The sequence below is a fragment of the Comamonas sediminis genome (assembly GCF_041107495.1).
Classification (GTDB): Bacteria; Pseudomonadota; Gammaproteobacteria; order Burkholderiales; family Burkholderiaceae_C; genus Comamonas; species Comamonas sediminis.
Map to the genome: position 1 here is coordinate 437104 of NZ_JBGBDC010000001.1, position 20775 is coordinate 457878.

A 20775-nucleotide genomic window follows, 5' to 3' on the forward strand; every position below is an offset into this window, starting at 1 on the left:
GCCGGGTTTCAGGCGTCGTCGCGCTTGATCTGCTGCAGGCCTTGCGCGGTAATGGTCATGTAGCCGTCGCGCTCCACCACCATGCCACGCTCCAGCAGGCGCTTGGAGACATGCGCATGGGCAGCATCCTCCAGCGAAATCCTTTCTCCCAGTTCGAGCTTTTTCAGAACAGCCAACTCATCGACCGTAGGTTCAAACACGGGAGCGTGGTAAGCGGTGTGGGTGGTATTGGTAGACAACATGGCAACTCCTTGCATGGTTGCGATACGTGCGTGTAGGCCTCGGGCTTGCTCGGGGTCTGCGCTTGGCGCATCTGGTAAATGAATGCCACGAAGCGTAAGACCGTTTTTCGAAAGCGCCTGTAGGCGAATACCGCCAGCCTATCGCGCTGCACAGGCACATTGCATAACTTTACGACCGCAATGCCCGGTGTTTACAAGCGTTGCAGTTCAGCGCGTCGGCCAGCTGCCCAGTTGGTAGGCACTGTCCCAGAACATCCATTCCAACTCGGCGCTGTAGCGGTAGGCCTCGGCCATCCGCGTGCGGGTAGCAGTGTCAGCGCCTTCAGCCAGCCGGTCGATGGTGGCAATGACAGCGCGCACCGCAGCATGAAACTCCTCGCTGGCATAGGTATCCACCCAGGCCTGGTAGGGATTGCCGGGCTGCGAGCGGGCATGGATATCGCGCCCCACTTCGGCATAGATCCAAAAACAGGGCAACAGGCCAGCCAGCGCCACCGGGTAGCTTTCCGCCCAGCTGTTGGCCAGCAGAAAGCTGGTGTAGTGGTGGCAAGCGGGCGTCAGTGGCGTGGCGGCAAAGTCCTGCGCGCTGATGCCAAAGTCGCGCATGAAGCCATCGTGCAGCTTGCGTTCCTCGACCACGGCCTCATTCGCCGCATTGGCAAACTGCACCACGCCATCGGCATGGTCGGCCTTGGCTGCAGCCACCGCCAGCGCACGGCCATAGGCCACCAGGTAGTGCGCGTCCTGAATCATGTAATGGCGAAAACGCTCGACCGACAAACTGCCAGCCGCCAGTTCGCGGTTGAAGGGATGGTCCAAGGTGCGCTGGTACAGCGCCTGGTTGGCTTGCCACAAGCCCTGGCAAAACGACATGCAAACTCCTCAAGAGTGGGGAACAAGCACTGATTGTCGGCCAGCAACACAAGGCCCGGCGCCATCCGACCCCATGACAGCCAGGGCATGCATGCAGCGCAGAACCGGCTACGATCCATCCACTGCATTCTGCGCAATCCCTAGCGAACCTGCCATGTCCATGCCAAGCCCCGCGCCCATGTTGACCAATGCCCAGCAGCAAGCGCTGCAGGCCGTACAGAGCCGAGGCGGGCCGGTGCGCGAGCTCGCGCCTGCACCCGCATCGATCCATGTGCACTTTCATCCCGACTGGACAGCGCAAGGCCAGCCGCTGCTGGCGCTGCTGTGCCAGCAGGGCCGCTACCAGTCGCAGTTTGAAAGCGGCAGCAGCAATGGCAGCTACAGCCCGCAGCCCCAGGGCGAACGCTGGCAGTGGGAGAACCAGTGGTTTGCGGGCGCTTACAACCAGGCCGCCCCTGCTGAGCGGCCCGTGTACGGCGCGGTGGATCTGGAGCCTTTGGGGTATCCGAGCCACCAAGGTTATGGCGCCGCACCCCGCTTTGGATCGGCGTATCTGCAGTTGCACAACTCTGCCACGGCACGCAGCAGCTTTTGCGACCCCGACAGCTACTGGCAGCCCCGCCATGTGGGCCTGTGGCAGCAGATGGATTGGCAGCAGCTGCAATGCCTGCAACTGGCCGACCCGCTGGACCACTATGTGGAAGCGCAAGTGCATGGCGGCCTGCTGCTGGCGCGCGACGTGGCTGCCCTCTGGCTGGACCCCTGCTACTGCGATACACCGCTGGCGCTGGCCGTGCAGCAGTCCGGTCTGGCCTTGCGCTTTCACCCCGGCTACCGCTTGCAGGCGGACCAGTTGGCGCAGGCCAGCCAGTACCGGGGCGCCGAGGTGGCCGAGGTGCTGGCCCATATGCTGCAGCTGGCGCCCGGCGGGCTCACGCCAGCTGATCTGGGCCAGGCCCAGGCCTGCCACCGCTACCCGGCACCGCTGCTGAAAAAGGCCTGGCATTGCATCGCCCACCTGGGCCGGCACTGCGTCGGCGAGCCGCATCACCGATAATCGCTGCTTTTGCCGGCGCAGGCACGCCACGCGCTGCCCGCCCATCACCCGGATCCGCATGTCTTCTCCCGCTCCCATCCACCGGTTTGATACCGTCATCCTTGGCGCAGGCGCAGCCGGCCTGTTTTGCGCGGCGCAGGCCGGGCAGCGCGGGCTCAAGGTGCTGCTGATCGACCATGCAGCCAAGGTGGCAGAAAAGATCCGCATCTCAGGCGGCGGGCGCAGCAACTTCACCAACCGCGATCTCGATGTGCGCCAGCCGCACAAGCATTTTGTCGGGCAGAACCCGCAGTTCTGCCGCTCGGCGCTGTCGCGCTTTGGGCCGGCCGATTTTGTGGCGCTGGTCGACAGGCACGGCATCGCCTACCACGAGAAGCACAAGGGCCAGCTGTTTGCCGACCACTCCGCTGAAGACATCATCGCGATGCTGATGGCCGAGTGCCGCGCCGGCCAGGTCACCCACTGGCAACCCTGCACCGTCAGCGCTGTCTCAGCGCTCGATACCGATGCCCATGGCCAGCGTTTCCAGGTCAGCACCGCCCAGGGCACGGTGCACTGCCGCCACCTGGTGATTGCTACCGGCGGCCTGTCCATCCCCAAGATTGGTGCCACCGACCTGGGTTACCGCCTGGCCCAGCAGTTTGGGCTGGCGCTGGTGCCGCGTGTGCCAGGCCTGGTGCCGATGACTTTTGATGGCAGCGCCTGGGCACCCTATGCACAGCTGGCGGGCCTGGCCTTGCCGGTGGTGATCGGCACTGGCAGCAAGAAAACCCGCATGACTTTCAACGAAGACCTGCTGTTCACGCACCGGGGTCTGTCCGGGCCGGCGATCCTGCAGATCTCCAGCTACTGGACACCAGGCACGTCCATCGACATCAACTTGGTGCCCGAGGTGGATGTGGCCGCGCACCTGCTGGCGGCCAAGCAGCGCTCGCGCAAGCTGATCGCCAATGAGCTGGCCAGCCTCGTGCCCTCTCGCCTGGCCGATGCCTGGGTGGCGCAGGATGCCGATTGGCAGCGCCCGATTGCCGAGGCCAGCGACAAGGCCTTGCTGCGCCTGGCCGAGCGCCTGACGCGCTGGGAGCTGACCCCCACCGGCACCGAAGGCTATAAAAAGGCCGAGGTCACCGTCGGCGGTGTGGACACCAAGGAGCTGTCTCAGCAGACGATGGAAGCCAAGAAGGTGCCGGGTCTCTACTGCATTGGCGAGGTGGTGGACATCACCGGCTGGCTGGGTGGCTACAACTTTCAGTGGGCCTGGGCCAGTGCGGCGGCCTGCGCAGCGGGCATGGCAGACGGTCAGTAACGGACCGCGCATAAAAGCGCATTGAAACAACAGTTCAGGCGCTGGCACCCCGCTCCCGGCCGGCAGCCCTATTGCCGTTTGATAAAAACCTGGTTATAATTCCACCTCTTTGCTGGCAAAGCCCTGTCTGCCAATACTAGTCAATATGACAGGGCAAAACCGCCATTCAAGGCTTTGGGGCCCGATCTTCCCCAAAACCCGCTGTTGGCACCAATGGAAACATTAGCTAATGACGACTATCCGTGTAAAAGAAAACGAACCCTTTGACGTTGCGCTGCGCCGCTTCAAGCGCACCATCGAAAAGCTGGGCCTGCTGACCGACCTGCGCGCTCGCGAATTCTACGAAAAGCCTACCGCTGAGCGTAAGCGCAAGAAGGCCGCTGCCGTGAAGCGCCACTACAAGCGCGTTCGCAGCATGCAACTGCCCAAGAAGCTGTACTGATCGCAGCTCTCACAGGCCTGACGCACATTGCCCAGGCTGTGACACCACCCGCGCTCGGGACGCCAGGCGCGGGTTTTTTGTTTTCTGGCCATCGCCAGATTTTTTCAGGCAGACCGCTGCTTGCTTGGACGGCCTGCCAACAGGAGCATGTTATGAGCTTGAAAGCACAAATCACCGAAGACATGAAGAACGCGATGCGCGCCAAGGACACGGAACGCCTGGGCACCATCCGCTTGCTGCAAGCTGCGATGAAGCAGAAGGAAGTCGATGAGCGCGTCGAGCTCGACGACGCGATGGTGATCGCCATCGTCGACAAGATGATCAAGCAGCGCAAGGACAGCATCGCCGCCTTTGAAGGCGCAGGCCGCCAGGACCTGGCCGACAAGGAAAAGTCGGAAATCGAGGTCATCAAGGGCTACCTGCCAGAGCGCTTGTCCGCCGAAGAGGTGACGGCCGCCGTCAAGGCCATCGTGGCCGAACTCGGTGCCTCGGGCCCCGGCGATATGGGCAAGGTCATGGGGGCGGTCAAGACCCAGTTGGCAGGCAAGGCGGACATGGGCCTGGTGTCTGCCGCCGTGAAGGCCGCCTTGGCCCCCTGATCGGATCGATCGCACGGGTCCCCATTCCGGGCGCCCGCTGCGGGGGTCCGCGATAAAAAACCACTGAGGCATCGCGCTGCAGTGGTTTTTTTGTGGCTGCGCAGCGCTCAGCGGCGGCTGCGTTCGCGCCTTCTACGCAGTCCCAGTACCGCGGCGCCACCCAGCAGCAGCGACATCAGCCACTGCCCCGCCATCGTGAGCGTGGGCACCGCCACCGGCGCAGGCAACGGGCTGGGGTCAGGATCGGGCGTCGGCTCAGGCGTTGGATCCGGCGTCGGAGGATCCACATCGATGCCATGGCGGTAGACCAGGTCCTCATCCTCACTGCTGCAAGGCGCCGCGCGGCTGCACTGCGCCGCCTCGGTCACGCGGGCCAGGTTGCGAACGCGTGCAGGCGCGGCGGCTGTCACTTGGGCCAACACTGCATAGTGGATGGACTCGCCGCCCGCCAGCGTAACCCCGGTACAGCCCGCAACGCTGCAGACGCCGGCCACGCTGCCCGCGCCCACGTCGATTGCACGGATGTCCGTCACCTCCACGCCGCTGGGCACATCGTCCCACTGCAGCTGCACCGGCATGCCACCCTGGTTGCTGAGCGTCACGACATAGCGCGTGGTGCCGCCTTCAGGCAGCTGGTCCACGCCATTGCTTTTGAGCACGGTGATGTGCGCGGGAGCCAGCACCTCGGTACGCGCCTGGGCACAACCATCCGTAGGCAGACAGGCCACACCCGGCACCGGCGGATCGCGCCTGCCCTGCGGATCCATCGCCGCATGGTTGGTGATCACACCTGCCACGGCTGGCGCCATCGTATGCAGGGTAAAGGCGGCGCCAGCACCCTGCTCCAGCGCTGCATCGAGCACCACCTCGCACAGCAAGGGCTCCCCATTGCAGACCACCGATGCCACGCCAGCACCCGGTGTGGCGCCCGTCAAGCGCATCCCCTCGGGCAGAGCCTCGGCCACCGTCAGCGTTTGCCCGGCTGCAACCGCCGTCTGGCCACTGTTGGCAATGCGGAACTGGTAGTCCAGCGCGTGGCCCACTTCCACCGTTGCGTCAGCTGTCTTGCTCAAGGTCAGATGCACGGGCGTGCGCAGAGCGTCGGTATCGGTGGCTGTGCAAGGGGCTGCCGGGCTGCAGTTCGCGCCCGTCACCGTTGCCGTATTGCGGACCACCGCATCGGCACGCCCCTCTACCAACGCAGTGACACGCGCCAGCACCTGGTAGCTGATGCGGGCATTGGCAGCAACCGTGATGCCGCTGCAGCCGACGGGCACTTGCAGGCTGCAGTTGCCGGTATCACTGGGAGCGGTAGCCGCCATCGGCGTGATCGCCTCGATCTCCATCCCCTCGGGGCTGTCCAGCCATGCCAGGCCGTTGGCAGGCATGCCGCCGCTGTTGCTGATGGTGACGGTGTAGGTGCTGCGCGCGCCTTCGCTCAGCGCATCCACGCCATTGCTCTTGGAGATGCTGACAGCAGCGGGCAGCACGATGGCATCACGGTCCTCGGCGCTGCAGCTGTTGCCGCCGCTGCAGGCAGCACCCGTGAGAGTCACCGTATTGCGCGCATTGTCGGCGCCGACCTCGCCCGTGACGGTCGCCTGCACCGCATACACAATGGATTCGCCAGCAGCGACTGCGATGTCCGAGCAACCACTGACGGTGCACAGGCCCGCCTCGCTGTTGGCCCCCACTGCCGTTGCGCTGATGCGGTCAATCCGCAAGCCCACCGGGCTCTCGGCCCAGCGCAGACCTGCAGCCGCACTGCCACCGGTATTGCGCAACACCACCTGGTAGACCGTGTTCGCACCCTGCGCCAACACATCCACCCCATTGCTTTTGCTGATGTGCAGGTTGGCCGCTGTCACCACCAGGTCGGTGTCAGTGCTGGCACAGCCCGTCACCAGTTCGCTGCTGCAGGTGCCGCCCTGCACGACAGCCTTGTTGCTGACCGATGCACCCGCGGCCACGCCAGCGTTGACCTTTGCGCTGACGAGGTAGACGATGGATTGACCAGCACCCAGCGTGATGCCCACGCAGCCCGACGTAGAGCAAGTGCCCGCGACACTGTTGGCACCCACACTGCCGACACGTATGCCAGTGATGCTCAGACCGCTGGGGGTATCGGTCCAGCGCAGACCCGAGAATGCACTGGCCGCGCTGTTGCTCAGCGTCACGCTGTAGGTGGTTTCTGCAGCCACGGTCAGGCGATCCACACCATTGGTCTTGACAATACTCACCGAGTCGGAGGCCACGATCAGATCCGCATCGGTGCTGGTGCAACTGCTGGGGCTGCCGCCGCTGCAGTTGGCGCCTTCCACCACGGCAGTGTTCGACGCCATGGTGCCTACGCCACCGGTGACCTCCGCCTCAACCTGGTAGCTGATCGACGCACCTGGCGCCAGACGCAGACCTGTGCAGCCCGTGCTGCTGCAGACGCCGGCATCGCTGCCGGCAGTCACTGCAGCCACCGCAATACCCAGCACGCGCAGACCTTGTGGCCGGTCCAGCCAGGAGACATCGCTGGCCAGCGTACCGCCCGCGTTGCTGACCGTCACCGTGTAGAGCGTGCGTGTGCCTGCAGTCACGGTGGCCTGCGCATTGGTCTTTTGCACACTCAACGCAGCCGGGGTACTCACGGCCTCCTGGTTGTACGCCACGAAGGCAATGTCCGAGTCGCCGCTGAGCGATTGCACAAAACCCGCCACCCGCGCCATGTTCTCGGGCGTGATGCCAAAGTCCGAGAAGTGGTAGGCACGTATGCGCAGATCGCGGCTGCCATCGGCCACACTGGCTTTGGTGTGGTTGGGGTTCCAGAACTGCCAGTTCTGCCGCGCGACGACCGACACACTGTTGAGCGCGATGGTGACGGAGTTGCCCACCAGCGCGCCGGTGTCGTCGATGAAATAAAACTGGTCCGTCCTGGTTGAAGGCTGCCCCACCTGGGTCACCAGCACATCGGGCACATCATCCGTGGTGGATTCGGGGTTGCCCACGCTGGCGCTGAAACGCAGCGACGTCGCAGGGATATTGAACAGCGCAGTACTCAGGTCCAGACCACGCACGCCATCCGAAAGATAGGACGCACGCGACTTGGAAATGTCATAGCTGCCGCTTTGGGCAATCGCATTGAGCCCGCCAGTGGCCGGCAGCGAGCTGGGGTTGGGCGTGAAGGCCTGGAACACCGCCGGCTGAAACCCCCCGACCAGCGCCGCATCGTTGACGCCTGTCGAGTAGCGAATACCGTTGGCCGTAAAAGCCAGCAAGTCGTTGTGCCCATTGGCCGCTGGCGCGCTGGCTGCATTGCCGGTGTTGGCCGTCCAGCTGTTGTTGTTGAAACTGCCCCAAACGGCGGTCACATCATCGGCGGCATGGGCCGATGCCCACCCGGCCAGACCACCCAGAACCACCATGCCGCGCGCCCATCGAGCAGCGGACGCCCATCTGTTCACTGAACCCATCACACCTTTCCCGTTGTTGTTGGAACACCCAGGCCCACATGCCAACGCCCTGCCTGCTTGCGCAGCCACAGGGCGTGTGTTCCATCGTTTGAATTACAAAAAATATATTAACTTAATCAATTACCAAAATGATGCATTCGAATCCCTGTATTCACGTTGTTTAACAAAGAGTGAAGCCGGGATGCAGAAAAATCTTGACGCACATCAAAAAATGTCAAGGCGTTAGATTTGTATCATTTTATTTCATTATCGAATACACCGTCTTAGCTGAGGTGTATCCCTTTCGCCCTGCCACCCGCACGCATCGGCCGCACCTTGCCCCACTTACCTCAAGTCGCGCCCCCTTGGATCCATCCCTCCCCGGCAGAAGTGCAGGAATAAGTAACGAATTCCTGCAAAAACCCGCATCTGGCTGGCATGCTTTTACAATGTCCGGTTGACTGTCGGTCTTCGGTGCATCATCCCTGCGCAACCGCTACCGACCGCCTTGTTTCACTTCCTATGAATAATCCCATGCGACTGATCTCCAAAAGCATTACAGCTGCGCTGATATCTTGCGCCTTCTCCGCAGGTTGGGCTGCCAACACGATCGCGCCCCAGAACGGCAACTGGATCATTTCCGAAGAGTTGGGCGGCAAGCCAGGTCGCGGTATGGGCATTGACGTCCAGGATGGCGTCTTCCTGATGCAGCTGTACAACTACAACAAAGACGGCAGCGCCACATTCCACATGGCAACCGGGGCAGTCGTGGACAACAAGGTCGACCTCCCTCTTAAAAAGTACAAGGGTGGCCCTTATTTCGGCAGTGGCCGCCGCGATGGTGTTGAAGCTGAAGATGCGGGCAATGTGAAGATCGAATTCACCAGCCGCACTACGGCCATCATCCAGCTCCCCGGCGAAGAGCCCAAACAGATGCAGCGCTTCAACTACGAAGGCACGCCGGAAGACCAATGGTCTGATCCAGCCTTTGTGGAGCGCTGGGCCATGGTAGCGATGGACGCCGATGGCAACCCCAGCACCACCTTCTTAGCCGACACGGCCATCGGCTCCCAAATGGCCTTGGTCCCTAATATGGCTGCGGGCTGGCCCTACAAATCCAGCAGCAAATTCACCGTGCATACGCTGGACCTGGCCACGCCCAACAAGCATGGCTTCATGGAATGTGACTACCTCGGTTCGAACATGGAGTTCAGCTGTGTTGGCGAGCAGGTCGACACCAGCTCGGGAAGCGCCGTGCGCAAGCCCATCAAGCTGGTCATGCAACGCAGCCTCGATGACCTCCAGGGCACCTTGACCCTGGACGGCAGCGACACCAAGGTCATGGGTGCACGGGTGGAACAAACGGCCTATGCCGTCGAAGAAAATCGTGTGGTCACGCGAGCCCATTTCCGCCGCAATTCGCTGCCCGAAGCTGGTACCTGGATCATCAATAACGAAATCACCGGCAAGGCAGGCCGCGGAATTTCGCTGGATCTGCAAAAGCCAGTGGGCAGCAAGCACCTGCTGTTCATGCCGATCTACAACTACGATGAGAAGGGCAATGCCACCTTCCATATCGGCATGGCGACCCACAGCCCCAGCTCGGTCAATCCATCGCTGCCTGCCATTCCGGTGACGAAGTACAAGGGCGGCCGATACTTGGGCGGCCCTGCGCAGGATGGTGTCGAGGATGTGTATGTGGGCCCCGAACAGATCACGTTCAACACCACCGCCACCGGTCTGCTTCAGTTCCCGAAGGAAGACCCGGTCAATTTCAAGCGCTTCTACTTCGGAATCGACCAGGATCGCATCGAAAGCCTTGTCGGCACCTGGGCGCTGGTGCCGCACGCCGGTGCCGTCAAGCACCGCATTCTGCATTTGAAGAAAACTTCCAGCGGAGTGGTGCAAGACAAGGACGCAGGCTACACCTGCACCGTGAATTACTGGCTGGATCTGCGTTTTGTTTGCGAGCCCCAGACCGTCACTGCGGACCAGCAGCGCATTCGCCTGGGCGCCGGCTTCTACGGTGCCGCTCGTGCCATTTTGGGCGACGGCGGTTCGTTGCCAGACAGCTCGCCTGAGTTGACCGCCATTCGCATCACGGACGCCAAGGGCAACTTCGTGCAAGGCGGCCCGCTCTATCCCGTGGATGATGAAGGCAGCAACCCCGGCAACGGCGAGGCTGCAGCGCCTACCGCGCAAATCGCCACGGTCTCTGGTGCTGTGGAAGGCGGAACCGTGACCTTGGAAGGCAGCGGCAAGGCTGCAGCCGGCAAGCGCCTGACCTACAAGTGGACCCTGAGCTCTGTACCCGCCGGCAGCAAGGCTGAACTGGCATCTGCCGATACCATCAACCCAAGCTTTGTGGCCGACAAACCCGGCAGCTACCAAATCACGCTGGTGGTGAACGATGGCAGCAAGGAAAGCGCCCCAGCCAAGTTGACGATCACGGTGATGCCCAAGGATGGTATCCGCCTGCTGCGCGATGATGACTCCGCAGCATCCGGCCAAGCCCTGAGCTGGCCTTATACCGCCTCGTCGGAGATCAGTGCGAGCGTCGCCTGCGTGGGTGGTTGCACCAACACCTACAAAATTGCCCAGTACAAGCTGCAGGTCAACGGTGCCGATTACACGGTTGCCAACCTCACGGCCACCAATCTGACCTCCGGCTCCAGTGTGGCAGCATCCTTTGAAGGTCTGAGCGAAGGCCAGGTGGTAACTGCAGACAAGCCGGTATCTTTTGCGCTGCGCAGTGCTTTCACCAATGGCAAGACGGTGAACCTGAAGTTCAGTTTCACCATCAAGGAAACTGGCGAGACCTTCAGCTACACCACCGTCTTCAAGACGAACTGACGGGCCAGCATAGCCCCCATCACCGGACGCCCCTGTAGCGGCCTGCGCTGATGCACCAATGCCTTCTGCCTTCCGGCAGAAGGCATTTTTTTACCCATTGCTCGGCGGAGACAGCCGGTCGCTCCAGCCGCAAACGCGATGTGGCACACACGAGCTACCGCGCGAGCAGCAACGCTGTCGGTGCTCACACGCCGTTCACTGCACTGCAGATGCACCCCTGCTTGCCTGCGCTCACTGCATCCTTTCTCCTCAGAATCCGCGCCAGGCTATGTCTACTGTCCCCTCCAGCCTCACCTCATCTCCTGCCGCATCCACCTAAGCATTCCTGCCGCTGACCCGGGCTACGCCAGCAACAACGACCGGGTGCGTCTGCGCCCCCAACTCCTGCCCGAGCTGCGCCAGCACTTTGGCGCAATGAGCGCTGCGCACATGGGCCAGATCTTCGAGGCCAATGGCCTTCCGTATGCACCGATCAGCAAGCCCGAGGAGCTGCTGGAGGACCCACACCTGCTGGCCAGCGGTGGTCTTGCACCCGTGCGTCTGAGCGATGGCGAGCGCGCAGGGCAAACGGCGCCCACCACCTTGCTGCCGCGGCGCATGGCAGGCAAACGCCTGGGTGTGCACATGGACCCGCCCCAACCGGAACAGCACACGCAGGAGCTGCTGCGCAGCCTGGGTTACGGCGATGACAGCATTGCCGCCCTGCGGGAGAGCCAGGCCATTGCAGGCTGGGCAAATGCAGCGCCAAATGTGAATATCGATGAACCAGGGCGAATGCGGCAGCCTGTCCTACAAGTCCATGCCCTTCCGCCACCTACGCTGTGGCTCTTTGCCGCAGCAGTTGGGGATAAGCTTGGCCATCCGATGGAGCGTCTTGGCGCTGCTGAAACTTGTACCCCGCCAGGCACTCCAAGCCCGGTGACCTGGGCTCCCGCCATTTATTGGCAAGCCCTCCGCGACTGTTTTGAAGAAGGAGAATTTGATGAAAAAAATGCGCATGCTGGCGACCGCTGCCCTGATCGCCGCCACCCCTTTTGTAGCTTCCACCGCCATGGCCCAGAACCCCGCCCCCGCTGCTGCCAACATCGACAAGCGCCCCAGCCTGAACCTGGATGCCGAAGCGACCACCCGTGTGCCGGAAGACACGGCCTGGGCCCAGTTCAGCGTCGAGAAGGAATCCAAGGACCAGGCCCAGGCCCAGCAACTGGGCAAGACCGCGCTGGCCGATGTGCTGGCCACCGCGAAGAAGTCATCGACCTTGCAGGTCACGACCGAGAACCTGTTCACCAGCCCCGTCTACAACAAGGATGGCAAGGTGACCAGCTGGCGCACCCAGTTCAATGTGCAGCTGGAGTCGACCGACACTACCGCGCTCGGCCAGACGATGGCTGCGCTGATGGACAAGGCCCGGCTGACCGGTTCGGGCTTCCGCTTGTCGGATGCGGCACGCAACAAGGCGCAGGACCAGTTGATCGCTGAAGCCGTCAAGAACTTCAACGCCAAGACCAAGGTCACCGCCAATGCAATGGGATACGCACAGTACGAGTACGACACCATCCACCTGAACCAGAGCGGCACGAGCCAGCCCATGCCCCGCATGAACCGCGGCGTGGCCATGATGAGCAAGATGGAGGACAGCAGCGCCCCCGTGGGCCTGGAGCCGGGCTACACCACGGTGTCGGTCAGCATGTCCGGCGCGGTGCGTTTAATCAAGTAAGCCGCGCCTGTTGAAACGCAGGGGCCCAGCGGATCAGCGCTGAGCCACACCAGAGCCAGGGAATGCCTTGCATCCCCTGGCTTTTTCACGCCCATGCTCTGGGCTGTCGCGGCTCAGCTCAGCCGCGCCAGAATCAGCACCACGCCGGCAACCGTGAGCAAGGCACCGCCCATCGCGCCCAAGGTGGGCGGTACCTTGGTCTTCCACCACAGCAGCGGCAGCAGCAGAATGGGCGAGACAGAGGACAGCATGCCCACCAGCCCGGCACTGCCGTACTTGAGGGCGGCCAGGATCAGGGTCATGCCCATGGCCATCGACAAAAAAGCACTGCCCGCCAACAGCTGCCAGTCGCGCGGCTCCATCACGGCGGTCAGGCGTGCTGGCTTCCAGCCCACCAGCAGCAGCACCGCATGAAAGCCAAAGCCCGCCGCCATGCGCACGGCCGATGCGGCCACCGGGTCCACATCGGGGCCCATCACCGGCTTGACCACCAAGGTGCCCAACGCCTGGCCCAAGGCGGCTATCAGGCCCAGGCTCACACCCACCGCCAGCCGGCCGCGCGTGGCTTCCAGGCTCGATTCGCTGCCGGTGCGCTTGCCAAAGGCAATGGCGCACATCACGCCGCTCAGCACCAGTGCACAGCCCAGCATCGCCACCGCGCCCATGCGCTCGCCCAAAAAGAGCGCCGCCAACACGGCTGACATCATCGAATGCGTGGCGAACAAAATGCCCGATCGGCGCGGGCCCAGCCGGTTCATGCAGGCAAACAGCACCGTGTCGCCAATGAAGATGCCGATAAAGCCCGACAACACCAGCACGCTCACCAGCGACAGGTTCAGGCTGCCCCAGGTGCCCACCAAGGTGGCCCACCCGCCCAGCATCACGGTGGCAAACACCATGCGCCAGCGGGTAAAGGCAAAGGCGCCCATCTTGCGCGCCACCGGGGCGGAAAACAGCGCGGCCAGCGCCCAGCAGGCGGCGGCCAATACGGCCAGGGATTCAGGGGGGAAAGGAAATGGCGACACGGCAGGCGGCAAAATGAGGCGCCAGCGGTGCAAGCTGTCTCGCACCATGCTGCGCAGCTGCCCCAACAGCGCTAGGATGCCCATCCAGACACCCCAGCCCCGGCACCAGGTGCGAGGACGAGCGATTGTAGAGCCCAGCGATGGCCTTTGCGAGCGCTGCCAGTCACCCGGGCGGCCACCCTCCCCTTTTGACCAGACATTCAGGACCAGCATGAGCAAGAAACTACGTATCGCGGTATTGGCCGGCGACGGCATCGGCAAGGAAGTGATGCCCGAAGGCATCCGCGTGCTGGAGGCCGCTGCCAAGCGCTTTGACCTGCCGCTGGAGATGCAGCACTTTGACTGGGCACATTGCGACTACTTTGCCGCGCACGGCCAGATGATGCCCGACGACTGGAAGGCACAGTTGCAAGGCTTTGACGCCATCCTGTTCGGCGCCGTCGGCTGGCCCGCCACCGTGCCCGACCATGTCTCGCTCTGGGGCTCGCTGCTCAAGTTCCGCCGCGAGTTCGACCAGTACATCAACCTGCGCCCGGTGCGCCTGTTTGACGGCGTGCCCTGCCCGCTGGCCGGCCGCAAGCCCGGCGATATCGACTACTACGTGGTGCGCGAGAACACCGAGGGCGAATACACCGCGCTGGGCGGCATCATGTTCGAAGGCACGGACCGCGAAATGGTGCTGCAAGAGGCCGTGTTCACCCGCAAGGGCGCCGACCGCCTGCTCAAGTTCGCCTTTGACCTGGCCCAAAGCCGCAGCAAAAAGCATGTGACCCTGGCCACCAAGTCCAACGGCATTGCGATCAGCATGCCCTGGTGGGACAAATGTGCCGAAGCCATGGCCCAGAACTACCCCGACGTGGTGCTGGACAAGCAGCACATTGACATCCTGACCGCCCGCTTTGTGCTGCAGCCCGGCCGCTTCGATGTGGTCGCCGCCACCAACCTTTTTGGTGACATCCTGAGCGACCTGGGCCCGGCCACCACCGGCACCATCGGCCTGGCGCCGTCGGCCAACCTGAACCCCGAGCGCAACTTTCCCTCGCTGTTCGAGCCCGTGCACGGTTCGGCGCCCGACATCTATGGCCAGAACATTGCCAACCCGATCGCGATGATCTGGTCGGTGGCGCTGATGCTGGACTTCCTGGGCAACGGCCAGGGTGCCTGGCGCAGCGCCCACGATGCCATCGTCGATGCCATCAGCCAGACCATTCTGAGCGGCCCGCGCACGCCCGACCTGGGCGGCCAGGCCAAGACCCCGGACGTGGGCAAGGCAATTGCACAAGTGCTGGCCTGAACGCCTGCCGCCTCAGGCAGCGCTTGCAGCGCTGGCCAGCGCCTTGCTGGCCTGGGCGCCGCTGGCGCATGCCCGGGGCTATACGCCCCAGGGCCGCTGCGGCGGCTATGAAAAAGTCAGCATCGGCAGCCCGGCCGGCACCTGCGTAGCCCTGGTGGCTGATGAGCGCGAAGGCCTGCGCGCGCCCCGCCGGGTGCTGGAAATCAGCCCCGGGCGCCTGTGGATCATCGACATGGGCAGCTGGATGCCGCGCCAGGGCCGGCTGCTGGAGCTGAGCCTGCCGGCGCAGCCGTCTGCCAACTCCGCACAGCGCCCCCAGGTCCAGGTGCTAGCCGACAAACTCGACCGCCCGCTAGCCCTGGTGCGCGGGCCCGATGCCCTGATCTACATTGGCGAGGCCAGCCGTATCTGGCGCACGCACGTGCCCGCTGCAGGCCAGCCGATCCAGGCGCAAGCGGTGCTGGACCAGCTGCCCGACGACGGCGCCCACCCGCTCAAGGAAATCACGTTCGGGCCCGATGGCGGCCTTTACGTCAATATCGGCTCGCTCACAGACCGCTGCCAGGACGCGCAAGGCGCGCTGCCCCATCCCTGTCCAGAGCGCGGGGCGATGCAGTTCCGGGGTGCAGTGTGGCGTGCGGTATTGCGCAGCCCAGCCGCCACCGGCCAACCCCCGCAAGCGCCTGTGCAGCAGTTCGCGCCGTTTGCGCTGGGTCTGCGCAACTCCGTGGCGCTGGCCACCTTGCCCGACGGCCCCGCCAAAGGCAGCCTTTGGCAGGCCGAGAACAACATCGACTACCGCGACAGGAACGAGCCCCCCGAAGAGCTCAACGAGCTGGTGGAAGGCGCCGACTACGGCTGGCCCTATTGCGTGGGCGCACAGCGCCCGGCACGCGGCTACGAGCAACGCGCGCGCTGCGCCGCCACCAAGGCGCCGCATATGCTCTGGCCCGCGCACACGGCGCCGCTGCACCTGCTGGCCACCTCACAGGCCAGCCCCTTCCAGGGCCAGTTGCTGGCCGCCTGGCATGGGCCGCAAGGCCACCGCGTGGTGGGCTTTGCGCGCCAGAAGGATGGCAAACCCGGCGGCAAGCCAATCGAGTGGCTGGGTAACTGGACGGCAGATGGCAAGACCCGGCCCCTGGGCCGCCCCACCGGGCTGGCACTGAACCATGCCGGCCAGCTGATGGTGGTGGAGGACTACAACCGCAGCTTGCTGATGCTGCTGCCCGATACCGCCAGCGCCCGCTCGCCGCAGCGCTGACCTGTGCGCTGGCAGGCCTGCCGCCAGCGCGACATCCAGCCGCTCGCCCCGCTTGCCGTTCCTGCGCGCCGGCCTATCATCGGCCCTACTACATCCTTGTTGCGCAGGCCTTTTGACGAGCGCCTCGCGGCCACCGCGTCATGACAGCGCTCCCCACCTCTCTGCCTCCGGGCCCCACCCCACCGTCCGGCCTGTATTTCGGCTGGGTGATCGTCGCCGCTTCCACCATCCTCACCTTGCTGACGGTGGGCATGCGCATGGGGATCGGTCCCTTCATCGTGCCGCTGTCGCAGGACCTGGGTTTCAGCCGCAGCCTGCTGTCTTCCATCGTCGCGTTTGGCATGCTGTGCTACGGCCTGGGCATGCCACTGGCCGGCTGGCTCGTGGCGCGCCAGGGCACGCAGCGGGTGCTGCTGCTGGGCACCGTCATCGTGGTGCTGTCCTGCATCTGGGCTGTCAACGCCAGCACGCCATGGCTGTTTTTCTGGTCCTATGGCGTGGCGCTGTCGCTGGGCCTGGCCTTCACCAGCCCGGTGGCGGTCACGCCGATGATCAGCAGCTGGTTCACGCGCCAGCGCGGCATGGCGCTGTTCTTTCTGTCCACCGGCTCCATGGCAGGCATTGCGGTGATGACGCCGGTCTTCACCTTCACGATTGCGCGCTGGGGCTGGCAATACACGCTGCTGGGTTTTGCACTGGTATTTGCGCTGATCGTCACCGCGATGGCGCTGTGGATTGTGCGTGATGACGCGCCCGAGCACACCGACCTGACGCCCGCCGAGCAAGCCGCCCGCCAGGAGCGCCTGCGCGCCATGGCCGGCCAGCCCGCTGCGCCCTCGCTGCGCTTTGCCCAGGCAGTGGCCACCGCGCCCTTCTGGCAGATCTTTCTGGGCCTGTTTGCCTGTGGCTTCAGCATGAACCTGCTGGGCACCCATGGCGTGCCCATGCTGATGGACCATGGCTTTGATGCCGGCAGCAGCGCCGGCGGCATTGGCCTGATCGGCCTGGTCGCCATCTTCAGCACCTTGGGCCTGGGCAAGCTGTCGGACATGGTGCCGCGCCGCTACATCCTGGCCGTCATCTACCTGGTGCGGGGCCTGGGCTTTATCGGGCTGGTGGCCGTCATCCACCATTGGCAGCTCTATGCCGTGGCCGCGCTGGGCGGCATTGTCTGGGCCGGCTCAATCGCCGCATCGTCGGCCATCCTGGGTGATCTCTACGGCATCAAGCTGGTCGGCATGCTCTACGGCTGCGCCTACCTGGGCCACCAGATTGGCGCGATGATCAGCAGCTGGCTGGGCGGCTGGGCCTACGAGCAGTTCGGCACCCACTGGATCGCCTTTGGCGCCGCCGCAGCGCTGCTGGTGCTGGCCGCCGGCGTATCGCTGCTGCTGCCCGCGCGTCTGGCATCCAACGCGCGCTAAGAACCTGTTCCAAGGCAGCCGGGGCCTCAGTCGATCTTCAGGTGGGTGGCCTGCGCCACCTCGCCCCAGCGCTTGATCTCGCTGTTGAAGAAGCGCTGAAAACTGGCGGGTGAATTGGGCGCTGGCGGCAGCATAAAGCCATTGCTCTGGTACTTGGCCCGTACATCGGGGTTGGCATTCAGCGCGCGGTTGATGGCCTTGTTGACGGTCTCCACCACCTGGGCAGGCGTGCCAGCTGGCGCAAACACGCCAAACCAGGCGGCGACCTCAAAGCCGGGCACCCCGGACTCGGCGACGGTCGGAATGTCCGACGCAAAATCGACGCGTTCTGCGGTCGTCACCGCCAGGCCCTTGAGCTTGCCGGCACGGATCTGCGCCAGCAGCGGCGGCAGGTTGTCCATCATCGAGTCCACCTGCCCGCCCAGCAAATCCGACACCGCCGGCCCGCTGCCCCGGTAAGGCACATGCAGAATGCTGGTGCCTGTCTTGAGCTTGAACAGCTCGCAACCCAGATGGGCCGAAGAACCACTGCCCGGCGATGCGCAGGTCAGCTTGTCCGGATGTTGCTTGCCATAGGCGATGTACTCGGCCACCGAGTTGACCGGCAGCTTGGCGCTCACCGCCAGGATATTGGGCACCACGTTGAGCTGGGCGACCGGCACCAGGTCCTTGCCGGCGTCAAAGGCCAGCTTGGTGTAGAGGCCCTGGTTGATCGCCGTCGAGATGGATCCGACGAACAGCGTGTAGCCATCGGCGGGCGCGCGCACCACATACTCGGCACCGATATTGCTGTTGGCGCCCGGGCGGTTTTCGACGATGAAGGACTGGCCCAGGTCCTTGCCCAGCGCATCGGCGATCAGCCGCGCGCCAATGTCGGTGGCGCCGCCGGGGGCATAGCCCACGACCAGTTTCACGGGCTTGCCGGGGTAGCCCGTGCCTTGGGCCTGTGCGGCGGGCAACAGCGCCCATGCGGCGGCCAGGGCCAGCGCGGCCTTGCTCAGTGTCATCATTTTTTGTCTCCTTGATTGCAAATAGGTGCAGCGCTTTAGCGCTGACTGGGGGGCAGCGAAAAATCGCCCTGGATGCGCAGGCAGTCCGCCGTCAGCTCCTGCGGGCGGTTGACACCCAGCAGCGCCAGATTGGTCATCAGCTCCTGGCGGAACAGCTGCACGGCGTGGGCAATGCCCGCCTCGCCCGCTACCGCCGCGCCAAACAGCTGCGGCCGGCCGGTAAAGACCAAGTCGGCGCCCAGCGCCATCGCCTTGAGCACATCGCTGCCCCGGCGAAAGCCGCCATCGATGAACACCGGATAGCCGGCAGGCACCGCCTGCCGAATCTCGGGCAGCGCCTGCAGGGGCGAGATGCAGGCATCGAGCTGGCGCCCGCCATGGGTGGAGACGATGACCGCATCGGCGCCATGGGCCACGGCAAGTCGGGCGTCTTCCGGGTGCATGACGCCCTTGAGCACCAGCTTGCCCTTCCAGGCCGCGCGTATCTGGTCTATGCAGTCCCAGTCGAGCTGGTCGCGCTCGCCCCGAAAGCCATGGGGCGGGTCGGCGGTGATGGCCGGCCCTGCCTCATGGGCCAGGTTGGCAAATCGGGGCACGCCCTGGCTCAACACGGTGCGCAAAAACACATCGCAGCTCCAGCGCGGGTGGCGCAGGCCGTCGAGCAACAAGGTCCAGCTGGGGCGAAACGGCACGGTAAAGCGCAGGCGCTGCAGGTTCTCGCGGTTGGCGCCCACGCAGGTGTCGATGGTGACCACCAGCACGGGGATCTGGGCACGTTCCAGGCGCTGCAGTAGCGGCAGGATGCGCGCCATATTGCCCGGCAGGTAGGCCTGGTACCAGCAGCGCTGGTCATGGGCGTTTTGCAGTTGCTCCAACGGCACGGTCGATGCGCCGCTGATGATGAAGGGCAGCGCCTGCGCCTGCGCCACCTTGGCCAGCGCCGCGTCGCAGTCCTTCATCACGATGGCGGCAAAGCCGGTGGGCGCAAAGCCCATCGGCATCGCATAAGTCTGGCCCCACAAGGTGGTGGCCGTGCTGCGCTGGGCCACATGGCGCAGGCCGCGCGGCACAAAGCCCAGGCGCGAGAAGGCCTGCAGGCTTTGCTGCAGCGAGACGCCGTCTTCCGTGCCGCCGCAGACATAGCCGCGCACACAGGCGGGCAAGCGTTTGCGGGCAGCGCGCTCCAGGTCGGCAATCGAGAGGTAGTGGTGCAGCGCGGCCATGTGCGCGGTCTCCGTGGTTATTGTTTTTCCAACCACGCATTGTTGACAGCCGCCCCGCCCGGGGCAAACGAAATTAAATGATCGGGCTATTCCAAAATTTCATGCGGATGGCGGGCTGGCATGCGCCTGTGCCAGCACCCAATCGACAAAATGGCGGATCTTGGGCAAGGCCGCGCAGGGGCTGGCATGGGCCACGTAGTAGGCGCCGTCGCTGGGCTGCACAAAGGGCCAGGGCTGCACCAGGCGGCCCTGGGCGAGCGCCTGCTCGGCAAACATGCGCGGCATGATGGCCAAGCCAATGCCCTCTTGTGCGGCCTGCAGGCACATCGAGAAGGTGTCAAAACGCGGGCCCCGGTAGGCATCGGCCGGCACAAAGCCCTGGCAGGCAAACCAGTCGCGCCAGATCTCGGGCCGAAACGAGCACTGGATCATGGGCAACTGCTCCAGCTCAGCCAGCGATGCCAAGCCATCGGCAGGCAAGATGTCCGGCGCACAAACCACCGCCACATCGGCCTCGAACAGGCGGTGGCAGTCAGCGCCCGGCAGGCTGCCTTCGCCATAGAACAGCGAGATATCGATGCGCGACTGCATCAGGTCAAAAGGCCGGGCATCGCCCTTGGTGACGACCTGGATATGCGGGTAGGCCTGCAGAAACAGCCGCAGGCGCGGCACCAGCCAGGTGATGCCAAAGGTGGGCTGCACGGCAATCGTCAGGGTTTCGTCCGCCTCGCCGTAGCCCATCACATAGCGGGCCGAGGCATCGACCTGGTTCAGGATGCTGCGCACTTCGCCCAGGTACATGCGCCCGGCCGGGGTGAGCGACAGCCCGCGCGCCGAGCGGTGGAACAGCGTCTGGCAGACGGTGGCTTCCAGCTGCGCAATCTGCTTGCTGATGGCGCTCTGGGTCAAGAACAAATCCTGGGCCGCCAGGGTAAAGCTCATGTGGCGCGCCACGGCCTCAAAGCACTGCAGCGCCATCATCGACGGCATGATGCGTTTTTGCATG

General features: G+C 64.2%; 17 protein-coding genes and 1 pseudogene. 11 read left to right on the top strand and 7 right to left on the bottom strand.

Annotated features, from left to right (window positions below; genetic code table 11):
* Positions 1-8 precede the first annotated feature (8 nt).
* Both AB7A72_RS01860 and tenA read right to left on the bottom strand, forming a co-directional pair.
* A complete protein-coding gene (locus tag AB7A72_RS01860) occupies positions 9-242 on the bottom strand; it encodes a hypothetical protein (RefSeq protein ID WP_312409773.1) in 234 nt (77 codons plus the stop codon).
* 207 nt (positions 243-449) lie between these two features.
* Positions 450-1115: a thiaminase II gene (gene tenA / locus AB7A72_RS01865; RefSeq protein ID WP_239811329.1), complete on the bottom strand. Its 666-nt coding sequence runs from the start codon at positions 1113-1115 to the stop codon at positions 450-452.
* A 178-nt stretch (positions 1116-1293) separates the two neighbouring features.
* On the opposite strand from tenA, the gene AB7A72_RS01870 reads away from it, so the two are divergent.
* The 4 genes from AB7A72_RS01870 to AB7A72_RS01885 all read left to right on the top strand — a co-directional run bounded on the left by AB7A72_RS01870 (position 1294) and on the right by AB7A72_RS01885 (position 4519).
* Positions 1294-2172, top strand: coding sequence for a DUF3626 domain-containing protein (locus tag AB7A72_RS01870; protein ID WP_369458851.1), 879 nt, complete (start codon positions 1294-1296; stop codon positions 2170-2172).
* Positions 2173-2230: 58 nt separating this feature from the next.
* A complete protein-coding gene (locus tag AB7A72_RS01875; RefSeq protein ID WP_369458852.1) occupies positions 2231-3478 on the top strand; it encodes a BaiN/RdsA family NAD(P)/FAD-dependent oxidoreductase in 1248 nt (415 codons plus the stop codon).
* A 229-nt stretch (positions 3479-3707) separates the two neighbouring features.
* Positions 3708-3920: a 30S ribosomal protein S21 gene (gene rpsU, locus AB7A72_RS01880; RefSeq protein ID WP_007833691.1), complete on the top strand. Its 213-nt coding sequence runs from the start codon at positions 3708-3710 to the stop codon at positions 3918-3920.
* Positions 3921-4072: 152 nt separating this feature from the next.
* Complete coding sequence (locus AB7A72_RS01885) at positions 4073-4519, top strand: GatB/YqeY domain-containing protein (protein WP_239811326.1); 447 nt, start codon at positions 4073-4075, stop codon at positions 4517-4519.
* Between the two features lie 107 nt (positions 4520-4626).
* On the opposite strand, the gene AB7A72_RS01890 is transcribed toward AB7A72_RS01885, so the two are convergent.
* Complete coding sequence (locus AB7A72_RS01890) at positions 4627-7932, bottom strand: hypothetical protein (protein WP_369458853.1); 3306 nt, start codon at positions 7930-7932, stop codon at positions 4627-4629.
* On the opposite strand from AB7A72_RS01890, the gene AB7A72_RS01895 reads away from it, so the two are divergent.
* The 4 genes and pseudogenes from AB7A72_RS01895 (at position 7931) to AB7A72_RS01910 (ending at position 12529) form a co-directional block, all read left to right on the top strand.
* Positions 7931-8206: a hypothetical protein gene (locus AB7A72_RS01895; protein WP_369458854.1), complete on the top strand. Its 276-nt coding sequence runs from the start codon at positions 7931-7933 to the stop codon at positions 8204-8206. The two genes, AB7A72_RS01890 and AB7A72_RS01895, sit on opposite strands and share 2 nt — an antisense overlap.
* A gap of 287 nt (positions 8207-8493) precedes the next feature.
* A complete protein-coding gene (locus AB7A72_RS01900; RefSeq protein WP_369458855.1) occupies positions 8494-10812 on the top strand; it encodes a PKD domain-containing protein in 2319 nt (772 codons plus the stop codon).
* Positions 10813-10950: 138 nt separating this feature from the next.
* Positions 10951-11454, top strand: a pseudogene (locus AB7A72_RS01905) (CoA transferase); the annotation flags it as partial.
* Between the two features lie 340 nt (positions 11455-11794).
* Entirely contained in the window at positions 11795-12529 is a 735-nt protein-coding gene (locus AB7A72_RS01910; protein ID WP_369458856.1) for an SIMPL domain-containing protein, read from the top strand.
* Between the two features lie 113 nt (positions 12530-12642).
* Here AB7A72_RS01910 and AB7A72_RS01915 read toward each other — a convergent pair whose 3' ends face one another.
* Entirely contained in the window at positions 12643-13554 is a 912-nt protein-coding gene (locus AB7A72_RS01915) for a DMT family transporter (RefSeq protein WP_369458857.1), read from the bottom strand.
* Between the two features lie 211 nt (positions 13555-13765).
* Between AB7A72_RS01915 and AB7A72_RS01920 the strand changes: the two genes are divergently transcribed.
* The 3 genes from AB7A72_RS01920 (at position 13766) to AB7A72_RS01930 (ending at position 17536) form a co-directional block, all read left to right on the top strand.
* Positions 13766-14848, top strand: coding sequence for a tartrate dehydrogenase (locus AB7A72_RS01920; protein ID WP_116925931.1), 1083 nt, complete (start codon positions 13766-13768; stop codon positions 14846-14848).
* Positions 14829-16112, top strand: a complete 1284-nt coding sequence (locus AB7A72_RS01925) for a PQQ-dependent sugar dehydrogenase (protein WP_369458858.1) — start codon at positions 14829-14831, stop codon at positions 16110-16112. Before AB7A72_RS01920 ends, AB7A72_RS01925 begins: the two co-directional genes overlap by 20 nt.
* Positions 16113-16252: 140 nt before the next feature.
* Positions 16253-17536: an MFS transporter gene (locus AB7A72_RS01930; protein ID WP_369458859.1), complete on the top strand. Its 1284-nt coding sequence runs from the start codon at positions 16253-16255 to the stop codon at positions 17534-17536.
* 26 nt (positions 17537-17562) lie between these two features.
* Here AB7A72_RS01930 and AB7A72_RS01935 read toward each other — a convergent pair whose 3' ends face one another.
* From AB7A72_RS01935 to AB7A72_RS01945, 3 genes are all read right to left on the bottom strand, one after another.
* Complete coding sequence (locus tag AB7A72_RS01935; protein ID WP_312463450.1) at positions 17563-18546, bottom strand: tripartite tricarboxylate transporter substrate binding protein; 984 nt, start codon at positions 18544-18546, stop codon at positions 17563-17565.
* A gap of 35 nt (positions 18547-18581) precedes the next feature.
* The gene (locus tag AB7A72_RS01940; RefSeq protein ID WP_369458860.1) at positions 18582-19769 is read right to left on the bottom strand and encodes an alpha-hydroxy acid oxidase; all 1188 of its coding nucleotides are present in this window, start codon (positions 19767-19769) and stop codon (positions 18582-18584) included.
* A 99-nt stretch (positions 19770-19868) separates the two neighbouring features.
* Positions 19869-20774 (bottom strand): LysR substrate-binding domain-containing protein, encoded by a 906-nt coding sequence (locus AB7A72_RS01945; protein ID WP_369458861.1) that lies wholly within the window; start codon positions 20772-20774, stop codon positions 19869-19871.
* Position 20775: the final 1 nt, after the last annotated feature.